The 20908-nt window shown below is 67.7% G+C and carries 13 protein-coding genes; 7 read left to right on the top strand and 6 right to left on the bottom strand.

The annotated features are described in order from the left end of the window. Window positions 1-6: 6 nt before the first annotated feature. On the top strand, window positions 7-1533 hold the full coding sequence (locus CDO44_RS11240) for a LysM peptidoglycan-binding domain-containing protein (protein ID WP_233146140.1): 1527 nt from the start codon (window positions 7-9) through the stop codon (window positions 1531-1533). Window positions 1534-1945: 412 nt separating this feature from the next. Then, window positions 1946-2740, top strand: a complete 795-nt coding sequence (gene fabI, locus CDO44_RS11235) for an enoyl-ACP reductase FabI (protein WP_087780327.1) — start codon at window positions 1946-1948, stop codon at window positions 2738-2740. A 201-nt stretch (window positions 2741-2941) separates the two neighbouring features. Here fabI and CDO44_RS11230 read toward each other — a convergent pair whose 3' ends face one another. Beyond that, complete coding sequence (locus CDO44_RS11230; protein WP_198951348.1) at window positions 2942-4324, bottom strand: sigma-54 dependent transcriptional regulator; 1383 nt, start codon at window positions 4322-4324, stop codon at window positions 2942-2944. Then, the gene (locus CDO44_RS11225) at window positions 4321-6135 is read right to left on the bottom strand and encodes an ATP-binding protein (protein WP_158213260.1); all 1815 of its coding nucleotides are present in this window, start codon (window positions 6133-6135) and stop codon (window positions 4321-4323) included. Before CDO44_RS11225 ends, CDO44_RS11230 begins: the two co-directional genes overlap by 4 nt. 325 nt (window positions 6136-6460) lie before the next feature. Between CDO44_RS11225 and CDO44_RS11220 the strand changes: the two genes are divergently transcribed. Beyond that, entirely contained in the window at window positions 6461-7807 is a 1347-nt protein-coding gene (locus CDO44_RS11220; RefSeq protein WP_198951347.1) for a dicarboxylate/amino acid:cation symporter, read from the top strand. 277 nt (window positions 7808-8084) lie between these two features. Beyond that, the gene (locus CDO44_RS11215; RefSeq protein ID WP_087780325.1) at window positions 8085-9830 is read left to right on the top strand and encodes a tannase/feruloyl esterase family alpha/beta hydrolase; all 1746 of its coding nucleotides are present in this window, start codon (window positions 8085-8087) and stop codon (window positions 9828-9830) included. A gap of 262 nt (window positions 9831-10092) precedes the next feature. Here the strand turns inward: CDO44_RS11215 and CDO44_RS28255 are convergent, their stop codons facing one another. Further along, complete coding sequence (locus tag CDO44_RS28255; RefSeq protein ID WP_254914568.1) at window positions 10093-10221, bottom strand: hypothetical protein; 129 nt, start codon at window positions 10219-10221, stop codon at window positions 10093-10095. 85 nt (window positions 10222-10306) lie between these two features. Continuing rightward, window positions 10307-10597, bottom strand: a complete 291-nt coding sequence (locus CDO44_RS11210; protein ID WP_087780324.1) for a hypothetical protein — start codon at window positions 10595-10597, stop codon at window positions 10307-10309. Window positions 10598-10739: 142 nt separating this feature from the next. Here CDO44_RS11210 and uvrA point away from each other — a divergent pair, with 142 nt between their 5' ends. Next, on the top strand, window positions 10740-16550 hold the full coding sequence (uvrA, locus tag CDO44_RS11205; RefSeq protein WP_087780323.1) for an excinuclease ABC subunit UvrA: 5811 nt from the start codon (window positions 10740-10742) through the stop codon (window positions 16548-16550). Window position 16551: 1 nt separating this feature from the next. Further along, a complete protein-coding gene (locus CDO44_RS11200; RefSeq protein ID WP_087780322.1) occupies window positions 16552-17178 on the top strand; it encodes an aminotransferase class IV in 627 nt (208 codons plus the stop codon). A gap of 7 nt (window positions 17179-17185) precedes the next feature. On the opposite strand, the gene CDO44_RS11195 is transcribed toward CDO44_RS11200, so the two are convergent. Further along, window positions 17186-17995 carry a ThiF family adenylyltransferase gene (locus tag CDO44_RS11195; protein ID WP_087780321.1) on the bottom strand — a complete coding sequence of 270 codons (810 nt, stop codon included), beginning with the start codon at window positions 17993-17995 and terminating at the stop codon, window positions 17186-17188. A 205-nt stretch (window positions 17996-18200) separates the two neighbouring features. On the opposite strand from CDO44_RS11195, the gene CDO44_RS11190 reads away from it, so the two are divergent. After that, the gene (locus CDO44_RS11190; RefSeq protein ID WP_369824615.1) at window positions 18201-19481 is read left to right on the top strand and encodes an MFS transporter; all 1281 of its coding nucleotides are present in this window, start codon (window positions 18201-18203) and stop codon (window positions 19479-19481) included. Here the strand turns inward: CDO44_RS11190 and CDO44_RS11185 are convergent. Continuing rightward, entirely contained in the window at window positions 19399-20820 is a 1422-nt protein-coding gene (locus CDO44_RS11185; protein ID WP_158213259.1) for an amidohydrolase family protein, read from the bottom strand. The genes CDO44_RS11190 and CDO44_RS11185 overlap by 83 nt on opposite strands. Between the last annotated feature and the right edge of the window lie 88 nt (window positions 20821-20908).

Here is a 20908-nt window from a genome sequence, read left to right as displayed (position 1 = left end):
GAAAACATGCAACTGCGCCCCCGCGGCGTCTGGAATCTGCGGGCGGGCGTCCGCGATGGCCGTCCAGCCTCTTCGTTCAAAATCCTGATCGCCGGGTGCGTGATGGTCCTGGCGGGCTGCGCTTCGATGGAGCCTCCCGCGACATCCGACCACAATATGCATTCCGCGACGGTCGCCTCCCCCGTCATGGCCGACGCCCCGGCCGGGTTCTCCTCCTCTCGAATCGCCCCGGCTCCGCGCGCCTCCGGCCGCCGGCTCGACGCCCCGTTGGCGATGCAGACTCCCGACGACGGGCTGGAACCGAGGACGGTCGACCTGACGGTACAGCCCGCCGACATCTGGACCCGCATCCGCCGCGGCTTCGCGGTGCCCAACATCGATACCGCGCTGGTCAAGGAGTGGGAGAACTTCTACGCCTCGCGCCCCGACTACATCCAGCGGACCGCCGAACGCGCGGGCAAGTACCTCTATTACATCGTCGAGGAAATCGACCAGCGCGGCATGCCCACCGAACTGGCCCTCCTGCCTTTCGTCGAAAGCTCCTACGACCCATGGGCGCTGTCGCGCTCGCAGGCTTCCGGCCTGTGGCAGTTCATCCCCGCCACCGGCCGCGGCTTCAACCTGAAGCAGGACTGGTGGCGCGACGAGCGCCGCGATCCCATCGCCTCCACCAGGGCGGCCATGGACTACCTGCAGTACCTGTTCGACTTCCACGGCGACTGGCACCTGGCGCTGGCCTCGTATAACTGGGGCGAAGGCTCGGTCAAGCGCGCCATCGACAAGAACACCGCGCGCGGCCTGCCGACGGACTACCTGTCGCTCGACATGCCGGACGAAACGCGCAACTACATTCCGAAGCTGCAGGCGATCAAGAACATCATCGCCAATCCCGCCGCCTACAACATTGCGCTGCCGGCCATCGAGAACCAGCCGTATTTCGTCACCATCACCAAGAGCCGCAACATCGACGTCAAGCTGGCCGCCCAGCTGGCCGAAATGCCGCTGGAAGAATTCAAGGCGCTGAACCCTTCGTTCAACCGCGGCGTCATCCTCGGCAGCCATGAACCGACGCTGCTGCTGCCGGCCGACCGCATCAGCATCTTCGAAGCCAACCTGCGCGCGTACAGCGGCTCGCTGTCGTCCTGGCACACCCACGAACTGGGACGCGGCGAAACGCTGACCAGCGTCGCCAAGAAATACGGCACCTCGGTAGCCACGCTGCGCCGTGCCAACGGCCTGGGCTCGCGTTCGCGCGTCGGCGCGGGCGATATCCTGATGGTGCCCACCAGCAGGCAGGCCGAGCCCACCCTGGTGGCCAGCGCCGGCCCCACCCCCGTGCGCGCCGTGGCCGACAACAACAGCCGCGCCAAGAAAAAGGTCCACGTGCGCACGCACAAGGTCCGCAAGGGCGAAACCCTCAGCTCCATCGCGCGCCAGTACGGCACCTCGATCGAGCAACTGCGGTCCCTGAACCGCATCAAAGGCTCGGCCCTCGCCGTGGGCCGCACGCTGCAGATACCCGGTAGGGTATAGCCCCCCTCCGCGCTTCGCGCAAGGGAAGCCCACCCCCTCCGCGCTTCGCGCGTCCCCCTCAAGGGGGCGGCGCTGGCGGACCGGCAAAGCCGGATCCGCGGCGCCCTGGGTCTAGTACGAGTTTCTTAAATTGCTACACCGTGGCTACCGCTGGCAGCCAGCGAAGCACAAGCGCCCCACCCCAAGATAACGGTACTAGATCCAGGATGCGGTGGATCCGGCTCCGCCGGTCCACCCGCATCGCCCCCTTGAGGGGGACGCGCGAAGCGCGGAGGGGGTGGGCTCCCCTTGCGCGAAGCGCGGAGGGGGTGGGCTTCCCTTGCGCGAAGCGCGAGGGGGTGGGCTCCCCTTCAGCGCGTACCGGGGGGCTATACTCCCGCCATCGATTACTCGTTTCACAGGAACCCTCGACATGGGCTTTCTCGCCGGTAAACGCATCCTCGTCACCGGGGTGCTGTCCAATCGCTCCATCGCCTACGGCATCGCCAAGGCCTGCCGCCGCGAAGGCGCCGAACTCGCGTTCACCTACGTGGGCGAGCGCTTCAAGGACCGCATCACCGAATTCGCCGCCGAATTCGACAGCCAGCTGATCTTCCCCTGCGACGTCGCGGACGATGCGCAGATCGAAGCCGTGTTCGCCGACCTGGGCAAGACCTGGGACAAGCTCGATGGTCTCGTGCACGCCATCGGTTTCGCGCCGCGCGAAGCCATCGCCGGGGATTTCCTCGACGGCCTGTCGCGCGAGAACTTCCGCATCGCGCACGACATCTCGGCCTACAGCTTCCCCGCCATGGCCAAGGCCGCCCTGCCCTTGCTGCAAGGCCCGGACGGCAAGGGGCCCGGCGCGGTGCTCACCCTGAGCTACCTGGGCGCCGAGCGGGTGGTCGACAACTACAACACCATGGGCGTGGCCAAGGCCGCGCTCGAAGCCGCCACCCGCTACCTCGCGACCTCGCTCGGCCCGCGGGGCATCCGTGCCAACGCCATCTCGGCCGGCCCCATCAAGACCCTGGCGGCCAGCGGCATCAAGGATTTCTCCAAGATCCTGAGCTTCGTCGAGACCCATGCTCCCCTGCGCCGCAACGTGACCATCGACGACGTCGGCAATGTGGCCGCCTTCCTGCTGTCGGACCTGGCCTCGGGCGTCACGGGCGAAGTGACGCATGTGGACGCGGGCTTTTCGACGGTCGTTCCTGGGATTGGTTGACCCCCCCTACGCGCTTACGCGCGCCCCCCAGGGGGCGGCACTGGCGGACCGGCGGAGCCGGATCCGCTGTGCCCTGGGGTACTACCAGGCTGGCGGGGGGCGGCGTTCTTGCCCCATTGCATCCTGGATCTGAGTGCGAGGGAAGTCCCATCTCTCTTCCTCTCAACGCCGCCGCGCCGGCGGCACGGCCGTCTTCAGGGCTCAGCCTTCCCCACGCGACACGAACTCGGTCCGGTCGATTCCGTGTCGCTGCAACTTGTCGTAGAACGTCTTGCGCGGAATGCCCAGGGCTTGCAGCGTCGCCCTGACGTCGCCCCGATGCCGCGCCAGCGCCTCGCGTATCAGCTCCGCCTCGTAGCGCTCCATGCGCTGCGGCAGGCTGGCTTCCGATGGCGGCTCCTCCGGCCCCGCATCCTCCACCCCCAGCACCACCCGCTCCGCGTAGTGCATCAACTCCCGCACATTTCCCGGCCATGCGTGCGTGCGCAAGTGCTGCCGCACGGCCGGCGTCAAGGCCGGCGGCTCCATCTTGAAACGCGCCGCGGCGCGGGACACGAAATAGGAGAACAGGAGCGGGACGTCCTCCCTCCGTTCCCGCAAAGGCGGGATGCGAACCGTCACCACATTCAGCCGATGAAAGAGATCCGCCCGGAACTCGCCCCGCTGGGCCGGATCGCTCAGGTCCACCTTCGTCGCGGCGACCACGCGCAGATCCACCGGCCGCACCTCGTTCGTACCGAGAGGCGAAATCTCGCGCGTTTCCAGCACCCGCAGCAGCTTGATCTGGGCCGACAGCGGCATGCTCTCGATCTCGTCCAGGAACAGCGTGCCGCCGCTCGAATGCTCGATGCGCCCGATACGCCGCCGCTGGGCGCCCGTGAACGCCCCGGCCTCGTGGCCGAACAACTCGCTTTCGATGACCGTATCCGGCAGCGCGCCGCAATTGAGTCCGACGAAAGGCCGCGCATGGCGCGCCCCCCACGCATGCAAAGCCTGGGCGACCACTTCCTTGCCCGCGCCCGTTTCCCCCAGGACCAGCACGTCGACGTCCGCCGTGGCCAGGTGATGCAGGGTCTTGCGCAGGCGTTGCATGACGGGCGTCTCGCCGATCAGCGGCAAAGTCTCGCCCGCCTCCTGCGCCAATCTCTTCAACCGGCGGTTGTCCAGCACCAGGCGCCGCTTGTCCAGCGCGTTGCGCGCCGCAGTCGCCAGCCGCTCGGCCGGATATGGCTTGGCCAGGAAATCGTAGGCCCCCTCATGCATGGCCGCCACGGCCATCTCGATGTCGCCGTGGCCGGTAATGAGGATCACAGGCAGATCGGGGTCCCGTTCACGCAAGCGCCGGAATAGTTGCAGGCCGTCCATGACGGGCATGCGCACGTCGGTCACCACCACGCCGGCGAAATCGGCCGGAATGCGGTCGAGCGCCTCGGCCGCCGACGCCGCGGTTTCTACCTCGAAGCCCCCGAGCTCGAGCGTCTGCAGGTTGGCCTCTCTCATGGCGGGATCGTCGTCGACGAACAGCACACGGTTGACGGGATCGGCGCGTGACGACGCCGGGGCGGAGGAAGCGGAAGCGTTCACGAAACGGCCTCGGGAAGGTGGATGGTGAACCGGGTGCCGCGGCCGGCCTCGGAGCGCACCGACAACGCGCCGCCGAAGTCGGCCACGATGTCGCGGCTGATGACCAGCCCCAGGCCCAGGCCACGCGGCTTGGTCGTGACGAAAGGCGTATAGAGCGCGGCCATCACGCTCTCCGGGAGCCCGGGTCCGTTGTCGCCCACGACGATGGCTACCTGGCCGCCGTCGCGTTCGGCGCCGATCCGGATCTGCGGCCCGGGCGTGCTCTCGAGCGCGTCGATGGCGTTCTGCAGCAGGTTGACGAGAACCTGTTCGAGCCGCACGCGCTCGGCCTTCACGGACAGTCCCGGTTCGGACGGGGTACGGTGCAGCGCAATGCCGTGCCGGCGCAGCTGGAAGCCCACCAGGGTCAACGCGCCGTCGATGGCGGCGTCCACGGACACGGGACCATCCACGGCATTGGCGCTCTTGCGAGAGAACGTCCGCAGTTCGTCGGTGATGACGCCTATGCGTTCGGTGAGCGCGGCGATCGCCGCCATGTTTCCTCTCGCGCGGTCTACGCTGCCGCGATCCAGGTAGACCGCCGAGTTGTCCGCATAGCTGCGGATGGCGGCCACGGGCTGGTTGATTTCATGGGCGACGCCGGCAGTGATCTGGCCCAGGAAGGCAAGCTTGTTGGCTTGGACGAGTTCCTCCTGCAGCTTGTGCAATTCGGCCTCCGCGCGCCGCCGGTCTTCCATTTCGGCCAGCAGCTGGTCATTGGCGTCCCGCAGTTCACGGGTGCGGGACGCCACCCGCGACTCCAGTTCCTGGCGTGCCGCTTCCTGCGCCCTCACGCGGTCGTAGGCGCGATGCCGGCGATGCATCCAGATGCCGGCCGCGAACAGCGCGCACAACACGGCCAGGGCCGCCGTCGCACGGGCAGAGGCGGCAGCCCGCGCCATGGCCTCGCGCGTCGCGCCCAGAAGATGGAATTGCCACGGCGTGCCCGGCACCGGAACTTGCACGTGAACGAAAGCCTCTTCGCGCTGGCCGGGAAGGCGCGCCAGCACCTGATCGGCGGACGCCGCGGGATCGGCGCGCACCGGCAGCGGCGACAACGGGGCGGTGCCGAACTGCAGGCTCGCCCGCAGCGCGTCCCGGTCGGCCGGAGCCAAGGGCCGGGCGGCCAGGAAACGCCATGCCTCCACCGACGACAACAGCACCACGCCGTGCTCGTCGGTCACGAACACAGGGTCGGGAAAGCGACGCCAGCCCGCCTCGACGCGATCGAATTCCACCTTGACCACGATCACGCCCAGCATCCGGCCGTCCTGCTCCAGTTGCCGGGCGAGATACAGGCCCGGCTGGTTGCTGACGTTGCCCAGCGCGAAGTATTCGGCCTGGCCCGTGGCGGCCGCGCCCTGGAAATAGGGCCGGAAGGCGTAGTCCGAGCCGACGAAGCTGGTGGGCTGGTTCCAGTTGCTGGCGGCCATGCCTACACCGCGCGTATCGAGCAGGTAGATGACGGCGGCTCCGGTATCCCGGCTCAATGCCTCGAATTTCAGGTTCAGCGCCCGGTAGCGAGCCGGGTCTCCCGTGGCCAGCGCCGTCCTTACCTCGGAGTCCTGTGCCAGCACGAAGGGAAGCGAGCGTTGCTTGTCGAGCTCGCTGGTCAGCAGCGCCACCTTGAGCGCGGCCGCGTTGCCCGAGCCTGCGAGGACGTCGGCATAGGCCTGGTCGCGGCCGATGCCCCCCGCGGCCCACAGCGCGGCAGCCAAAACCCCCAAGCCGATCAGCGCAAAGCTGATCCAGGCCCGGCGGTGGCCGGACACGGGGGACTCCTGTTCATTGCCGGAGGCGGATGGGCGAGAAGGCGGGACCATGAGGCGGGCTTGCGTTGATGTGCGAATTATCGCACCGAAAATCCGACGATGAGCGAAAAACCGCACAACCAACCGGGACAGACAAGCGAATCGTTAGATTTTTATTTAAAAATCAATAGGTTATTGGATCACCCAATGTTCCCGAAAGGCAGGCATGCCGATTGCATAGGTAGTTATCAACGAGGCTCGCAGAGCTTTGGAAACCGTTGAAAACGAGGCTTCGTCCCCGCCCCATCCGGCCGGAGACGCACGGCCGCAGGAAGGGGACATCCCGATGATCGACATGCCCGGCACGGCGCAGGCGCCCGTGCGCAAGAAGAAGTTCTATCAAATCCTTTACGTCCAGGTGCTGTTCGCCATTACGGTCGGCATCCTGCTCGGCCACTTCCACCCCGAACTCGGCGAAGCCATGAAACCCCTGGGCGACGCCTTCATCAAGCTGGTCAAGATGATCATCGCCCCGGTGATCTTCCTGACCGTGACCACCGGCATCGCCAGCATGCGCGACCTGCAGAAAGTCGGCCGGGTCGTCGGCAAGGCCATGATCTATTTCCTGGTCTTCTCCACGCTGGCCCTCGTCATCGGGATGGTCGTGGCCAACGTTGTCCAGCCCGGCACCGGCCTGCACATCGACCCGGCCACGCTCGACGCCAAGGCCGTTGCCTCCTATTCGGCCAAGGCCCACGACCAGACGCTGGTCGGTTTCCTGATGAACATCATTCCCAACACCGTGGTCAGCGCCTTCGCCAGCGGCGACATCCTGCAGGTGCTGTTCTTCTCGGTGCTGTTCGGCATCTCGCTCGGCGCCGTCGGCGACAAGGGCTTGCCGGTGCTGAATTTCATGCAATCCATCTCGTCGGCCTTCTTCAAGCTGGTCGCCATCCTGATGAAGGCCGCGCCCATCGGGGCGTTCGGCGCCATGGCCTTCACCATCGGCAAGTATGGGATCGGCTCGATCGCCAATCTGGCCTTGCTGGTCGGCACCTTCTACCTCACCTCGCTGCTGTTCGTGCTCATCGTGCTGGGCGCGGTGGCGCGGTACAACGGCTTCTCGATCCTCAAACTCATCCGCTACATCCGCGAAGAGCTGCTGCTGGTGCTCGGCACCAGCTCGTCCGAAGCCGCCCTGCCCACGCTGATGGAAAAGATGGAGCGCGCCGGCTGCTCCAAGCCGGTCGTCGGCCTGGTCATCCCCACCGGCTATTCGTTCAACCTGGACGGCACCAACATCTACATGACCCTCGCTGCCCTGTTCATCGCCCAGGCGATGGACATCCACTTGCCGCTGGGCGACCAGGTCCTGCTGCTGCTCGTGGCCATGCTCAGCTCCAAGGGAGCGGCAGGTATTACCGGCGCCGGCTTCATCACGCTGGCGGCGACCTTGTCGGTGGTTCCCTCCGTGCCGGTGGCCGGCATGGCGCTCATCCTCGGCATCGACCGCTTCATGTCGGAATGCCGCGCGCTGACCAACCTGGTCGGCAACGCGGTGGCGAGCGTGGTGGTGGCGCGCTGGGAAGGCGAACTGGACAAGGACATGCTGGATCGGGCACTGACCTCGTCCGGCGCCAAGCAGATCGAGGCCGGACTGGAAGACGACGGCCTGGTGGCGACGCATCGGTAATCACCCCTTCGGGCGGCCAGTCGGCCGCAGTTCCGGAAAAGGCATGCGCGCGCATGCCTTTTTTCTTTGGCCCGGATCGAGAGGCCACATCGGGAATAATTAAATCTACAACGAAGAAATTTTCAAAAAAGACCAATTCATCTAGGGTTTTACCTGAATCCGCCCTTTATTTATTTAACTATATTAACTATATGGCGAGACCATCGGCCGCCATCCGTTGCGCAGCCAAGATGTACCCAGAGCATCCGCGCGTTCGGCCACGAGGAGGAGACAATTCATGAAAACACGCTATTTGGCCGGAGCCGGCACGTTGGCCGTCCTGGCCGCCCTGCACGGCTGCGGCGGATCCGATGACGGTCCGGTCGCCAATGGCCCGTCCGAGCCACCCCCGCCGGCGGTAAAACCGCGGCTCGCCTGCGCCGACATCACCGCGGAAGCGCTCGGCATTTCCAGGCTCGAGCTGGATGCCGCAGCAACCGTGGATGCCGTGGCGGCGGCCAATCCCGCCCAGGCTCAGCCTTCGCACTGCCGCGTGCGAGGACGGCTCAACGTGCGCAACAGCGAAGTCGACGGGAAGGCCTATGCCATCGGCTTCGAGCTGCGCATGCCCGACGTCTGGAATGGCCGGTTTTTCTTCCAGGGTGGCGGCGGTACCGACGGCGCGATCAATCCGGCCCTCGGCTCGATGACAGGCGCGGGAGCCACCACCAACGCGCTATCCATGGGCTTCGCCGTCGTCAGCACCGACGGCGGGCACACCAGCGAGAGCGAGCCCATCGTGGGCGGCTCGCTGTTCGGCCTGGATCCCCAGGCCCGGGTGGATTACGGCTACAACGCCGTCGGCACCGTCACGCCGGCCGCCAAGGAAATCATCACGCGCTTCTATGGCCGCGCGGCCGAGCATTCGTATTTCGTCGGCTGCTCGAACGGCGGCCGCCAGGCCATGGTGGCGGCCTCGCGCTTTGCGGATCAGTTCGACGGCATCGTCGCCGGCAATCCCGGCTTCAACCTGCCGCAGGCCGCCGTGCAACACGCCTGGGACAACCAGGCGTTCGCCGCGGTCGCGCCGCGCACCGCCGGCGACCGGCCCATCATCAGCCAGGCGTTCTCCATGGCCGACATGCAACTGGTGGCCGACAAGGCCGTGGCGGCCTGCGACGCGCTGGACGGCGCCGCCGACGGCATGATCGACGACCCGGTCGCCTGCAAGGCGGCCTTCAAACCCGAGGACTTGACCTGCGCCGGCGCCAAGGACGCCACGTGCCTGACCGGGCCGCAGGTCGAGGCGTTGAAGAAAGTCTTCGGCGGCCCGAAGAACGCCAAAGGCGAAGCCCTCTACGCCGACTGGCCGTACGACGCCGGCGTGGGAACCATGGGCTGGCGCTTCTGGAAACTGGGGTCTTCGGAAACCGAAGTCCCGAACTCGCTGATTGCGACGCTCGGCGGCGGTTCGCTGCCCTATGTCTTCACGACGCCGCCGACGCAGGTGCGCGGCACCGGCACCCAGGTGATCGATTATCTGCTGCGGTTCAGTTTCGAAACGGACGCGCCCAAGATCTACGCGACGAATTCGGTCTATACCGAATCGGCGATGAGCTTCATGACGCCGCCCAACCCCGCCGACCTGGGCGCGTTCAAGTCGCGCGGCGGCAAGATGATCGTCTACCACGGCAACAGCGATCCGGTGTTCTCCGTGAACGACACCATCGACTGGTACGAGGCCCTGCGAAAGACGCATGCCGATGCGGCCAGCTTCGCCCGCCTCTTCACCATACCCGGCATGAACCATTGCAGCGGGGGCCCGGCGACCGACAAGTTCGACATGGTCACGGCCATCGTCAACTGGGTGGAAAACGGCGTTGCGCCCGACGCCGTGCAGGCCTCGGCCCGCGCCGGCAGCGACGCCCCCTGGCCCGGCCGCACCCGGCCGCTCTGCCCGTACCCGCAACAGGCCCGCTACCTAGGCAGCGGCTCGCTGGAGGAAGCGAAGAACTTCCGCTGCGTGACGCCGGGAGCGTCGTAACCCCGCGGCCAGGGGTACCTTCGCCCGAAAAAAAGCCACCCGCAAGGGTGGCTTTTTATTCTGCGTATCACGCAATGCGCACAACGCATGGTGCAGCGACTCCCTAAACCCAGGGCACAGCGGATCCGGCTTCGCCGGTCCGCCAGTGCCGCCCCCTTGAGGGGGAGCGGCTGAAGGCCGCATGGGGGTGGGATTCCCCTCCGGTCCGCCGGTGCCGCCCCCTAGGGGGGCGCGCGTCAGCGCGTAGGGGGGAGCGTCGGCATCAAGCCCGCTTGACCTTCTCCAGCATCTTGAAAATGCCCTTGGGCGCCCCAACAAAAAGACGCTTGAAGGGCTTGCCCAGGCAGCGGCGCTCGAGGGTGTTGCGGCGCGTGCGTTTCTTTTCCGCCATGTCGATCTCCAGTCGTTGAATCCGGCTAACCCGCTATTCTAGCGGATATTCGGCACGAGCAGGCAAGCGGCACCGCACTGCCGCATCAACGCTGGGGCGCGCCGCCGACGAACTCCGTGGTTTTCTGTTCGGCCTTGCCGAGCACCCGCCCCAGCGCCTTCTGGGTCTGGTGCGAGACGACCCGCCAGGTATGGCCGACTTCGGGAATGGTGTGGACGGCGACCGTCCCCGCCAGGAGCGCCAGCGCGATCGCCACCAGCACCGCCACGCGCAGGCTGCGTGGAGGCGGCGGCACGTCGCCGAGGGTGGGCGGCGGAATGTACATCCCGGCCTCGGCACCCAGCAGATCGAGGGGGGAGGATTTGCGCTTGCTCATGTCGATATCCTAACTTGGCGCCCCGGCTGCCGCCTGTACTGTCTTGTTACTTAATCTTGTCAAACGTTGCGATTTTCGCAGCATCGGCTAACCGGCTACGATTGAAAGATCGCCGGCCTTTTTCCGGCTTCAAAAGCGAACGATGTCCTCCGCCCCCTCCTCCCCCGATTCTCCCCAGGAAACCGCAGCCGAACCCGAGATCCGGGTGGTCGGCGCGCGCCAGAACAACCTGAAGAACCTGAGCCTGTCCATTCCCACCAATGAACTGGTGGTGGTGACCGGCGTATCCGGCTCAGGCAAGAGCTCGCTGGTCTTCGACACGCTCTATGCCGAAGGCCAGCGCCGCTACGTCGAGACCTTCTCCCCCTATGCGCGCCAGTTCCTGGACCGCATGGACAAGCCCCAGGTCGACCGCATCGAGGGCATTCCGCCCGCCATCGCCATCGACCAGACCAACCCGGTGCGCACCTCGCGCAGCACGGTCGGCACCATGACCGAGCTGAACGACCACCTGAAGCTGCTGTACGCGCGGGCGGGCCGGCTGTTCTGCCGCCAGTGCGCCCATCCGGTGCAGAAGGACACGCCCGAGTCCATCTACGCGTCGCTGGCCCGGCGTTCGGCCGAGGCAGGCGATCCGAGGCTGGTGGTGACCTTCCCGGTACAGGTGCCGGCCAACTACAGCGAGGATGAAATCCGCGACTTCCTGGAACGCCAGGGCTACACCCGCGTGCATGCGCAGCGCAAGGTCGGCACGGGCAAGAACGCGGTGCAATTGCTGGACGTGGTGCAGGACCGCTTCCGCTTCGGCAACGCCGAGCGCTCGCGTGTGATGGAGGCGCTGGACGCGGCGCTGCGGCTGGGCGCGGGCCGGGTCGACGTGCGCGTCGTGGACGCCGAGGGCAACGAGACGGCGCGGTGGAAGTACAGCGACGAGCTGCACTGCGCCGATTGCGACATTGCCTATTCCACGGCCACGCCCAGCTCGTTCTCGTTCAACTCGCCGCTGGGCGCCTGCGAGACCTGCCGCGGCTTCGGCAGGGTGATCGGCGTCGATTACGGCCTGATCATCCCCGACGAGAGCAAGACGCTGCGTGGCGGCGCCATCAAGCCGTGGCAGACCGCCAGCTACAAGGAATGCCAGGACGACCTGGTCAAGTACGCGACCCGCGCCGGCATTCCTCTGGACGTGCCGTGGCGCAAGCTGACCGCCGCCCAGCGCGAATGGGTGCTGCAGGGTACGCCCGACTGGAAGGGCGGCAGCGACGCGTGGAAGCACCAGTGGTATGGCGTCAAGCGCTTCTTCGACTGGCTGGAGACCAAGGCCTACAAGATGCACATCCGCGTGCTGCTGTCGAAGTATCGCGCGTACACGCCCTGCACCGACTGCAACGGCGCCCGGCTCAAGCCCGACTCGCTGCTGTGGCGCGTGGGCACCAAGGCCGAAGCCGACGAGGTGCTGCCCGAATCCGACGACCGCTACACCCGCTTCCGGCCGGTGAACGTCTCCTGGAACGAAGCGACCCTGGCGGCGCTGCCGGGCCTGTCCATCCACGACTTGATGCTGCTGCCCATCGAACGCGTGCGCGCCTTCTGCGACGCCCTCCATTTCGAAGGCGTAATGGACGCCGCCACCGAGCTCCTGCTCCAGGAAGTCCGCGCGCGACTCAAGTTCCTGTGCGACGTGGGCCTGGGGTACCTGACGCTGGACCGGCAGAGCCGCACGCTGTCCGGCGGCGAAGTGCAGCGGATCAATCTGACGACCGCGCTCGGCACGTCCCTGGTGAACACGCTTTTCGTGCTGGACGAGCCTTCCATCGGCCTGCACCCGCGCGACATGAACCGCATCGTCGAGGTCATGCACCGGTTGCGCGACGCCGGCAACTCGCTGGTGGTGGTCGAGCACGATCCGCAGGTCATGCTGGCCGCGGACCGCGTGATCGACATCGGGCCCGGCCCCGGCGAGCGCGGGGGCAATATCGTCTTCAACGGTTCGCCGACGCAGTTGCGGCAGGCCCGCACGCTCACCGGCGACTATCTTTCCGGACGCCGGCACGTGGCGGCCCCGCGGCCCATGCCCGTCACCCAGGGCACGCCGCGGCTGATCGTCGAAGGCGCGCGCGAACACAACCTGAAGAACGTGACGGTGGAATTCCCGCTGGGACGCCTGGTATGCGTGACGGGGGTCTCGGGCTCGGGCAAGTCGACGCTGGTGCAGGACGTGCTGTACCCGGCCCTGCTCAAGCTCAAGGGCAAGCCCACCGAAGCGGCCGGGGCGCACGACCGCATCCTCGGCGACGACTGGATCACCGAGGTGGTCATGGTCGACCAGTCGCCCATCGGCAAAACGGCCCGCTCCAACCCGGCCAGCTACGTCGGCGCATTCGACGGCGTGCGCAAGCTCTTCGCCCAGGCCCGACTGTCCAAGGAACGCGGCTACACCGCCGGCATGTTCAGCTTCAACGCCGGCGACGGCCGCTGCCCCACGTGCGGCGGAACGGGCTTCGAACACGTCGAGATGCAGTTCCTGTCCGACGTCTATCTGCGCTGCCCGGACTGCGACGGCACCCGCTTCCGCCAGGAGATCCGGGAAGTCACGATCGAGCGCAAGGGCCGCGCGGCATCGATCTCCGATGTGCTGGAAATGACGGTGACCGAGGCCCTGGACTTCTTCGAAGGCGAGCGCGACGTCCAGGTCGGCCTGGCGCCGCTGGCCGACGTCGGCCTCGAGTACGTGCGGCTGGGCCAGCCCGTGCCCACCCTGTCGGGCGGCGAGGCGCAACGCCTGAAGCTGGCCGGCCACCTGGCCGAAGCCGCGCGGTCCGGCATTTCCACCATCGGCGCCAAGCTGTCGAAGAAGGGCAGCCTGTTCCTGTTCGACGAACCCACCACCGGCCTGCACTTCGACGACATCTCGCGGCTGATGGGAGCATTCCGCAAGCTGCTGGCCGCAGGCCACACGCTCATCGTCATCGAGCACAACCTGGACGTGATCCGGGCCTCGGACTGGCTGATCGACCTGGGCCCCGAAGGCGGGGACGCCGGCGGCGAGGTCATCGCGACCGGCACGCCCCAGGACATCATGAGGCATCCGGCCTCGCATACGGGGCGGGCGCTGCGGGAGTACGAAGCCGAAATCGGCAGCCTGGCGGATGCCGCCGGCAGCCCGGACGCCTCCGCCGAACCGGCCTTGCGCGTGGCCGAGCGATTCGAGCCCTATGTGGTGGCCGGCGCCGACGTCGACGCCGGGGTGCCGCTGCAGAACCTGCTGTCCAGGCGCCGGCATGCGTCGCGCGCGATCGAGATCAAGAACGCGCGCGAGCACAACCTGAAGAACGTCGACGTCGAGATCCCGCGCAACACCTTTACCGTGATCACGGGCGTATCGGGCTCGGGCAAATCGACCCTGGCCTTCGACATCCTGTTCAACGAAGGGCAGCGCCGCTACCTGGAGTCGCTGAACGCCTATGCGCGCTCCATCGTGCAGCCGGCGGGCAAGCCCGACGTGGACGCCATCTTCGGCATCCCGCCCACGGTGGCCATCGAGCAGCGCACCAGCCGCGGCGGCCGCAAGTCGACGGTCGCGACCATGACCGAGACGCATCATTTCATGCGGCTCCTGTACATGAAGCTGGGCACCCAGTACTGCCCCAACTGCGACATTCCGGTCGAGCCGCAGACCTTCGACCTGATCGTCAGCCGCATCATGCGCGAACTGAAGGGCCAGCACATCGGCGTGCTGGCGCCGCTGGTGAGCGCGCGCAAGGGCTACTACACCGATCTCGCCAAGTGGACCGCCAACAAGGGCTACACCCATTTGCGCGTGGACGGCGCCTTCATTCCCACCGCCAAGTGGCCGCGCCTGGACCGTTTCAAGGAACACGACATCGACCTGCCGGTGGCCGACTTCATCGTCGATCCGGCCAACGAGGCGCAGCTGCGGGCCGCGGTGCACGAGGCGCTGGAGCACGGCCATGGGGTGATGAGCGTGGCCTGGCCGCTGCAGAAGCTGCGCGCGGCGATGTCGAGCGGCGCCGAGGCGCCGGCGCCCGATCTGGAGCAGCGGGTGTTCTCGGTCAAGCGGGCGTGCCCGTCCTGCGGCCTGAGCTTCCCCGAACCCGACCCGCGCATGTTCTCGTACAACTCCAAGCACGGCTGGTGTCCGTCCTGCTTCGGCACCGGCGTCAAGCTGCACGGCTTCGATGCCGAACAGACCGGCGAGGAAACGGCCTGGAACGCCTGGTACGAGGACGAGGTGCTGCCCTGCACGGAATGCCATGGCCAGCGCCTGAACCGCAATGCGCTCGCGGTGCGCTGGCGGGACCGCTCGATCGCGCAATTGGCTTCCATGGCGGTGCGCGATGCCGGCGCGTTCTTCCGCGAACTCGAGACCGAGGGCCGCGAGGCCGACATCGCGCGCGACATCCTGGCCGAATTGCGCAGCCGGCTGGAATTCCTGGAGGAAGTGGGCCTGGGCTACCTGGCGCTGGATCGCGCCGCGCCGACCCTGTCCGGCGGCGAGGCCCAGCGCATACGGCTGGCCGCGCAACTGGGCTCCAACCTGCAAGGCGTCTGCTACGTGCTGGACGAGCCGACCATCGGCCTGCATCCGCGCGACAACCGCATCCTGCTCAACGCGCTGGCCAGGCTGGAGGGCAAGGGCAACACCCTGGTGGTGGTCGAGCACGACGAAGACACGATACGCCGCGCCGAGCACGTGATCGATATCGGGCCCGGCGCCGGCGTGCGCGGCGGGACGGTCGTCGCCCAGGGCCGGGTCCAGGACATCATCGCCAACCCAGCCTCGCTCACGGGCAAGTACCTGGCCCACCCCCTGCAGCACCCCTTGCAGGCACGCCGGCCGGTTGCCGACGACACGCCGCGCATCACGGTGCGCAAGGCCAGGCTGCACAACCTGCGCGACGTCGACGCGAGTTTTCCCGTCGGCCGGCTCACCGTCGTCACGGGCGTGTCCGGCTCGGGCAAGTCGACGCTGGCGCGCGACGTGCTGCTGGACAACCTGCAGCGGCGCATCGGCAAGGAAGCCACCGAGAAGAAGAACGGCAACTGGAGCGGCTGCGCGGCCATCGACGGCTGGGACGGCATCGACCGGGTGCTGGAAGTCGACCAGACGCCCATCGGCAAGACGCCGCGCTCCTGCCCGGCCACCTACGTGGGCTTCTGGGACACCATACGCAAGCAGTTCGCCGACACCATGGAAGCGCGCATGCGCGGCTGGACCGCCGGCCGCTTCAGCTTCAATACCGGCGAGGGCCGCTGCCCGGTCTGCGAAGGCCAGGGCATGCGCACCATCGAGATGAACTTCCTGCCGGACGTGAAAGTGCCCTGCGACGCCTGCAATGGCGAACGCTTCAACCGCGAGACCCTCGCCGTGCACTTGCGCGGCAAGAGCGTGGGCGAGGTGCTGGCGATGGAGATCGACGACGCCGTGGAGTATTTCGCCGCGCATCCGTCCATCCTCAATCCGCTGCAGCTGCTGCAGAGCGTGGGCCTGGGCTACCTGACGCTGGGCCAGCCCTCGCCCACCTTGTCGGGCGGCGAGGCGCAGCGCATCAAGCTGGTGACGGAGCTGGCCAAGGCCAGGCTGGACGAAGGGACGATGCGCACCGGTCGCGCCTACAAGGCGCCGCACACGCTGTACGTGCTGGACGAGCCCACCGTGGGCCTGTCGATGGCGGACGTGGAAAAGCTGATACGCGTGCTGCACCGGCTGGTCGACGCGGGCAATACGGTGGTGGTGATCGAACACAATCTCGATGTCATCGCCGAGGCGGACTGGCTGCTGGACATGGGGCCGGAAGGCGGCAACGAAGGTGGACAGGTGGTCGTGCAGGGCACGCCCGAGCACGTCATGGCGCAGCGCGCGCGGTCGCATACCGGCCGCGTCCTGGCGGAATTCATGACGCCCCAGGCCGCGATGACCAAGGCCTCGTGACATGCGGCCCCGGCTGATAGAAACCATCCGGATCGACGCCGACGGCCGCATGCCCCTGCTGCCTTGGCATCTGGAGCGGCTCGGCCGCTCATGCGCCGAACTCGCCTACCATGGTTCGGTGGACGCCGTGCAGCGCGCCGTCGCCCGCGCGGCGGCGGGCCTGCCCGAAGGCGTCGCGCATCGGATGCGCGTGCTGGTCGCGGACAACGGCGCGGTGGAGATCGAGACTTCGGTGCTGGCCCCGTTGCCCGCCCGGCCCCGGGTGGCCTTGGCCGCCGGACGCCTGGACTCGAACGCGGCACTGCTGCGCCACAAGACGACGTGGCGGCCCTGGTACGACGGCGCGGCGGCCTGGCTCGCGGGCCATCCCGAACATTTCGACCTGCTGTACCTGAACGAGCGCGACGAACTGTGCGAGGGCAGCCGCACCAACGTCTACGTGCTCCTGGATGGCCTGTGGATCACGCCGCCCATTTCGTGCGGACTGCTGCCGGGCGTGCAGCGCGAGGCGCTGCTGGACGAGGAAAAAGTCCGGGAGGCGGTCGTCACGCGCGACAGCCTCGTGCGGGCGCAAGGCCTGCGGCTCTCCAACGCGTTGCGCGGCTGGTTCGACGTCGTGCTCGACTAGGACCCGTTCAGCGCTCCGCCGGAAACACGACGCGCAGGACCTCGTGCGCCGCCGCCAGGCCCATGGCGGCAGTCACCGTCACGGCCGACCCGTAGCCGGCGCAGGACAAGCCCTGCGGCGCCTCGGCCGGTCCGTCCACATCCTGGGTCCAGGCCGCCGGCAGCCGCGCCGGTTGGTCCACCCACAGCGCGCGCACCTTCATCTTCGGCACCCGGCGCGCCGGCTTGCCGGCCACGGGCGAGGCCTTGGGATAACCGTGCTGCCGCCGCAACTGGTTGCGGATCTTGGCCAGCAGCGCGTCGTTGACCGCTTCCGACAGGTCCCCCGCGCGCAGGGCGAGCGGATCGGTCTTGCCGCCGGCGCCGCCGCATACCACCAGCGGCGCGCCGCTGCGCCGGGCATGCAGGATCATCGCGATCTTGGCCGCCACCTGGTCGGTGCAGTCCACCACCACGCTGCCCGGATCGGCCAGCAGGCACGCGGCGTTGTCCGGGTCGAGGAAATCGTCCACCAGGTTCAACGCGCAATGCGGGCTGATGTCGCGGATGCGCTCGGCCATGGCTTCCACCTTGGCCTGGCCCAGCGTGCGGCCCAGGGCATGGACCTGGCGGTTGATGTTGGACTCGGCGATGTGGTCGAGGTCGATCAGCGTCAGGGTGCCGATGCCGCAGCGGGCCAGGGCCTCGGCCGTCCACGACCCCACGCCGCCCAGTCCAACCACCGTGGCGCGCGCGGCGCGCAGCGCATCGAGCGCGCCCGGTCCGTACAGGCGATCGAGGCCGCCGAACCGGCGTTCGGTATCGATGTCGCAACTCATGACGGGGGCCTGCGGAAAGAACGGGATGGACGCATGGAAAATACGGCGCCGGGCCGTGAGGGCAAGAACGCCCCGATAGTAGCAGGGCGGCCGATGCGGCGAAGATCCCGGCCCGCCGCATGGCCGTACGCGTCGCGCGGCGTTAGAATGATGCCAAATCAAAAGCCGCCGCGAGACCACGGCGGCACTCTCCGCCGCACCCATCTTGCCCCATCCGCCGCCGCGCCAGGACGCCATCACCGCCGAGCCGCAATCCGCGCCGCTCGACGAACGCGGCGTCGCCGTCTTCTGCGCGCTGGCTATCCTCACTCACATCGCGCTGACCGGCGGACGCGTGACCGTCTCGCTGGGCGCGCTGGCGCAGGGCGCATCCAGTTTCACCGTGGGCGTGCTCATGGCCCTGTTCGCGCTGGTGCCCATGCTGCTCTCGGTCCATGCCGGCCGCTGGGTCGATCACATCGGCGCGCGCCGGCCCATGCGTATCGGCGCCGCCCTGCTCATCGCCGGAAGCCTGCTGCCTTTCGCGCTGCAGGACACGCGCGTGCTGTTCGTGTCGAGCTGCCTGACCGGCATCGGCTGCATGGTGTTCCAGATCGCCGTGCAGAACGTGATGGGCGTGTACGCGACGCCCGACCGGCGCATCCTCAATTTCTCGCGCCTGTCGCTGTCCTTGTCGATCTCCGGGTTCGGCGGGCCCCTGGTTGCCGGGCTTTCGATCGATCACCTGGGATTCCGCTGGGCGTTCGGCGTCCTGCTGCTGTGCCAGCTCCTCGCGCTGGGCGTCCTGCTGAAACAGCAGCGCCGCCTGCCTCGCGCCGCGGGCACGGCCCGTCACGCCGCCCGGGAACAAGTGGGCGACCTGCTGGCCAGTCCCATCCTGCGCCGGGTCCTGATCGCCACCGCCCTCTTGTCCGGAGCCTGGGACCTGAACTCCTTCATGGTGCCCATCTTCGGCGCCGCCATCGGGCTGTCCGCCACGACCATAGGCATCATTCTGTCGGCCTTCGCGGTGGCCACATTCGTGATCCGCATCATGCTGCCGTGGATACAGCGGCGGATCGCGCCGTGGACGCTGCTGCGCACCGCCATGTTCACCGCCAGCGCGGTCTACGTGCTGTATCCGTTCTTCCGCGAGGTTCCCGTCCTCATCATGCTGGCCTTCCTGCTGGGCCTGGCCCTGGGCAGCGGCCAACCCAGCCTCCTGGCACTGCTCCATGCCCACGCCCCGCCGGGCCGGGCGGCCGAGGCACTGGGGCTGCGAATGGCCACGATCAACGGCGGACAGTTCGTGCTCCCCCTTGCCTTCGGCAGCCTCAGCGCCATGGCCGGCCTGGGCCTGCCCTTCTGGACGGTGGCGGCATGCCTGTTCGCGGGCGGGCTGTTCAACCGGCCGCCGCCCCGCATCACGCCTGCTGCGCCCGCTGCACCATCTGCAGGGCACGCTGACGCAGTTGACGGGCCGCCAGCTCGGCCCGGGCGTCGGTAAGGCGACCTGCCGCCTTCACTACCCGGCCGTCGACGATCACGGTGTCGATGTCGGCGGGCGTACCCTGCAAGACCAGCGTTCCCACCGGATCCAGCATGGGCGCCGTCGCGACGCTGTCGCTGCGGATCAACAACAGGTCGGCGCGCTTGCCCGGGGTGATCGAGCCGGTCAGGTCGCCCAGGCCCAGCGCCTGCGCGCCGGCGATCGTGGCCAGTTCGAGCATGTCCCGCGCCGAAACCGCCTTGGTCGCGGGGGCCTTGCCGGTCGCGGCAAAAGACTCGGCGTTCAGGCGGGCGATCTCGGCCGCCAGCGCCACGCGCATCTGCGTCATCATGCCGCCGCCGAACGCCGACGGGATGTCGGTGCCCAGACTGACGGGCAGCTTCGCCCGCGCCGCCTTCCAGATGGCGGGGTGGCCATGGCCGCAATGCAGTTCCGCCTCGGGTGTGCAGACCATGCAGGCGCCGTGGTCCGCCGCCATCCGGAATTCGTCGCCGTCGAGCTCGTTGGCGTGCACCAGCTGCAGCTTGCCGTCCAGCAGCCCCTGTTGCGCCAGCGTGGCGATCAGGCGCTTCTTGCGCTGCGCATAGATGGGCGCGCCGCAATGGAAGGAAGTGAGGACGCCCAATTCGCGAAGCATCCTCATGTCGGCGAAGGCGGGTTCGAGCGGCATGAAGTCGGGACCGGGCAGGCAGGCGCCCAACGCCACGCGGCCGTCCTCGGACGACAGCCGGCCGACCCGTAGCGAACGAGCATGCTCGACCATGCGGCGCAGCGGCGCATCCGACCCCTGGGGCGTGCGGGCCGCAATGGTATAGGCAAAGATCGCGCGCACGCCGGATTCGAGCAGGCCGTCGACGGCGGCTTCCGCGTGGTCGGGCGTCATGGCCTCCCGATTCCAGTCCATCAAGGTGGTGGTGCCGAGCGCCATCTGTTCCAGCGCGCCCACGTATTCGGCCAGCCGCACGTCCTCGGGGCTCATCCGGTTGGAATATTTGAGCACCAGCGTGCTGTAGTAGTCGGCAAAGGTGTGTTCGGTCGATATGCCCCGCTGCATGGTCTGCGCCAGGTGGATATGGCCGTTCACGAATCCCGGCGACACCAGCATGCCCGTGCCGTCCAGGACGGCGGCGCCGGCCGGCGCTTGCAGGTGCCGGCCCACCGCCGCGATGCGCCCGTCGATGACCAGCACGTCCGCCATGGGCAGGTCGCCGAGCCGGGGATCCATCGATATCACATAGCCGCCGCGAATGACGAAGTCCCTCCGCGCGGCCGGGCCGGTTGGCGCCGCTGCGCCCAGGACCGGCCAGGCCGCCGCCGCACCGACGGCTGTTTTCATGAAGGCTCTGCGTTCCATGTTTCCCCCAACTTTGATTGGAATGTCGTTGGCTTCCATTTGCAATCGATAGCATTATGCATGCTATCGA

Origin of the sequence: Pigmentiphaga sp. NML080357, assembly GCF_002188465.1 — a bacterium.
Lineage (GTDB): Bacteria > Pseudomonadota > Gammaproteobacteria > Burkholderiales > Burkholderiaceae_B > Pigmentiphaga.
This window is presented reverse-complemented; position numbering and strand designations above follow the sequence as displayed.

What these genes read in the sequence shown, in the direction of transcription:
- CDO44_RS11240 (WP_233146140.1), top strand. Translation starts at nt 7, where the DNA reads ATGCAACTGCGCCCCCGCGGCGTCTGGAATCTGCGGGCGGGCGTCCGC.
- fabI (WP_087780327.1), top strand. Translation starts at nt 1,946, where the DNA reads ATGGGCTTTCTCGCCGGTAAACGCATCCTCGTCACCGGGGTGCTGTCC.
- CDO44_RS11220 (WP_198951347.1), top strand. Translation starts at nt 6,461, where the DNA reads ATGATCGACATGCCCGGCACGGCGCAGGCGCCCGTGCGCAAGAAGAAG.
- CDO44_RS11215 (WP_087780325.1), top strand. Translation starts at nt 8,085, where the DNA reads ATGAAAACACGCTATTTGGCCGGAGCCGGCACGTTGGCCGTCCTGGCC.
- CDO44_RS28255 (WP_254914568.1), bottom strand. Translation starts at nt 10,221, where the DNA reads ATGGCGGAAAAGAAACGCACGCGCCGCAACACCCTCGAGCGCCGCTGC.
- CDO44_RS11210 (WP_087780324.1), bottom strand. Translation starts at nt 10,597, where the DNA reads ATGAGCAAGCGCAAATCCTCCCCCCTCGATCTGCTGGGTGCCGAGGCC.
- uvrA (WP_087780323.1), top strand. Translation starts at nt 10,740, where the DNA reads ATGTCCTCCGCCCCCTCCTCCCCCGATTCTCCCCAGGAAACCGCAGCC.
- CDO44_RS11200 (WP_087780322.1), top strand. Translation starts at nt 16,552, where the DNA reads ATGCGGCCCCGGCTGATAGAAACCATCCGGATCGACGCCGACGGCCGC.
- CDO44_RS11195 (WP_087780321.1), bottom strand. Translation starts at nt 17,995, where the DNA reads ATGAGTTGCGACATCGATACCGAACGCCGGTTCGGCGGCCTCGATCGC.
- CDO44_RS11185 (WP_158213259.1), bottom strand. Translation starts at nt 20,820, where the DNA reads ATGAAAACAGCCGTCGGTGCGGCGGCGGCCTGGCCGGTCCTGGGCGCA.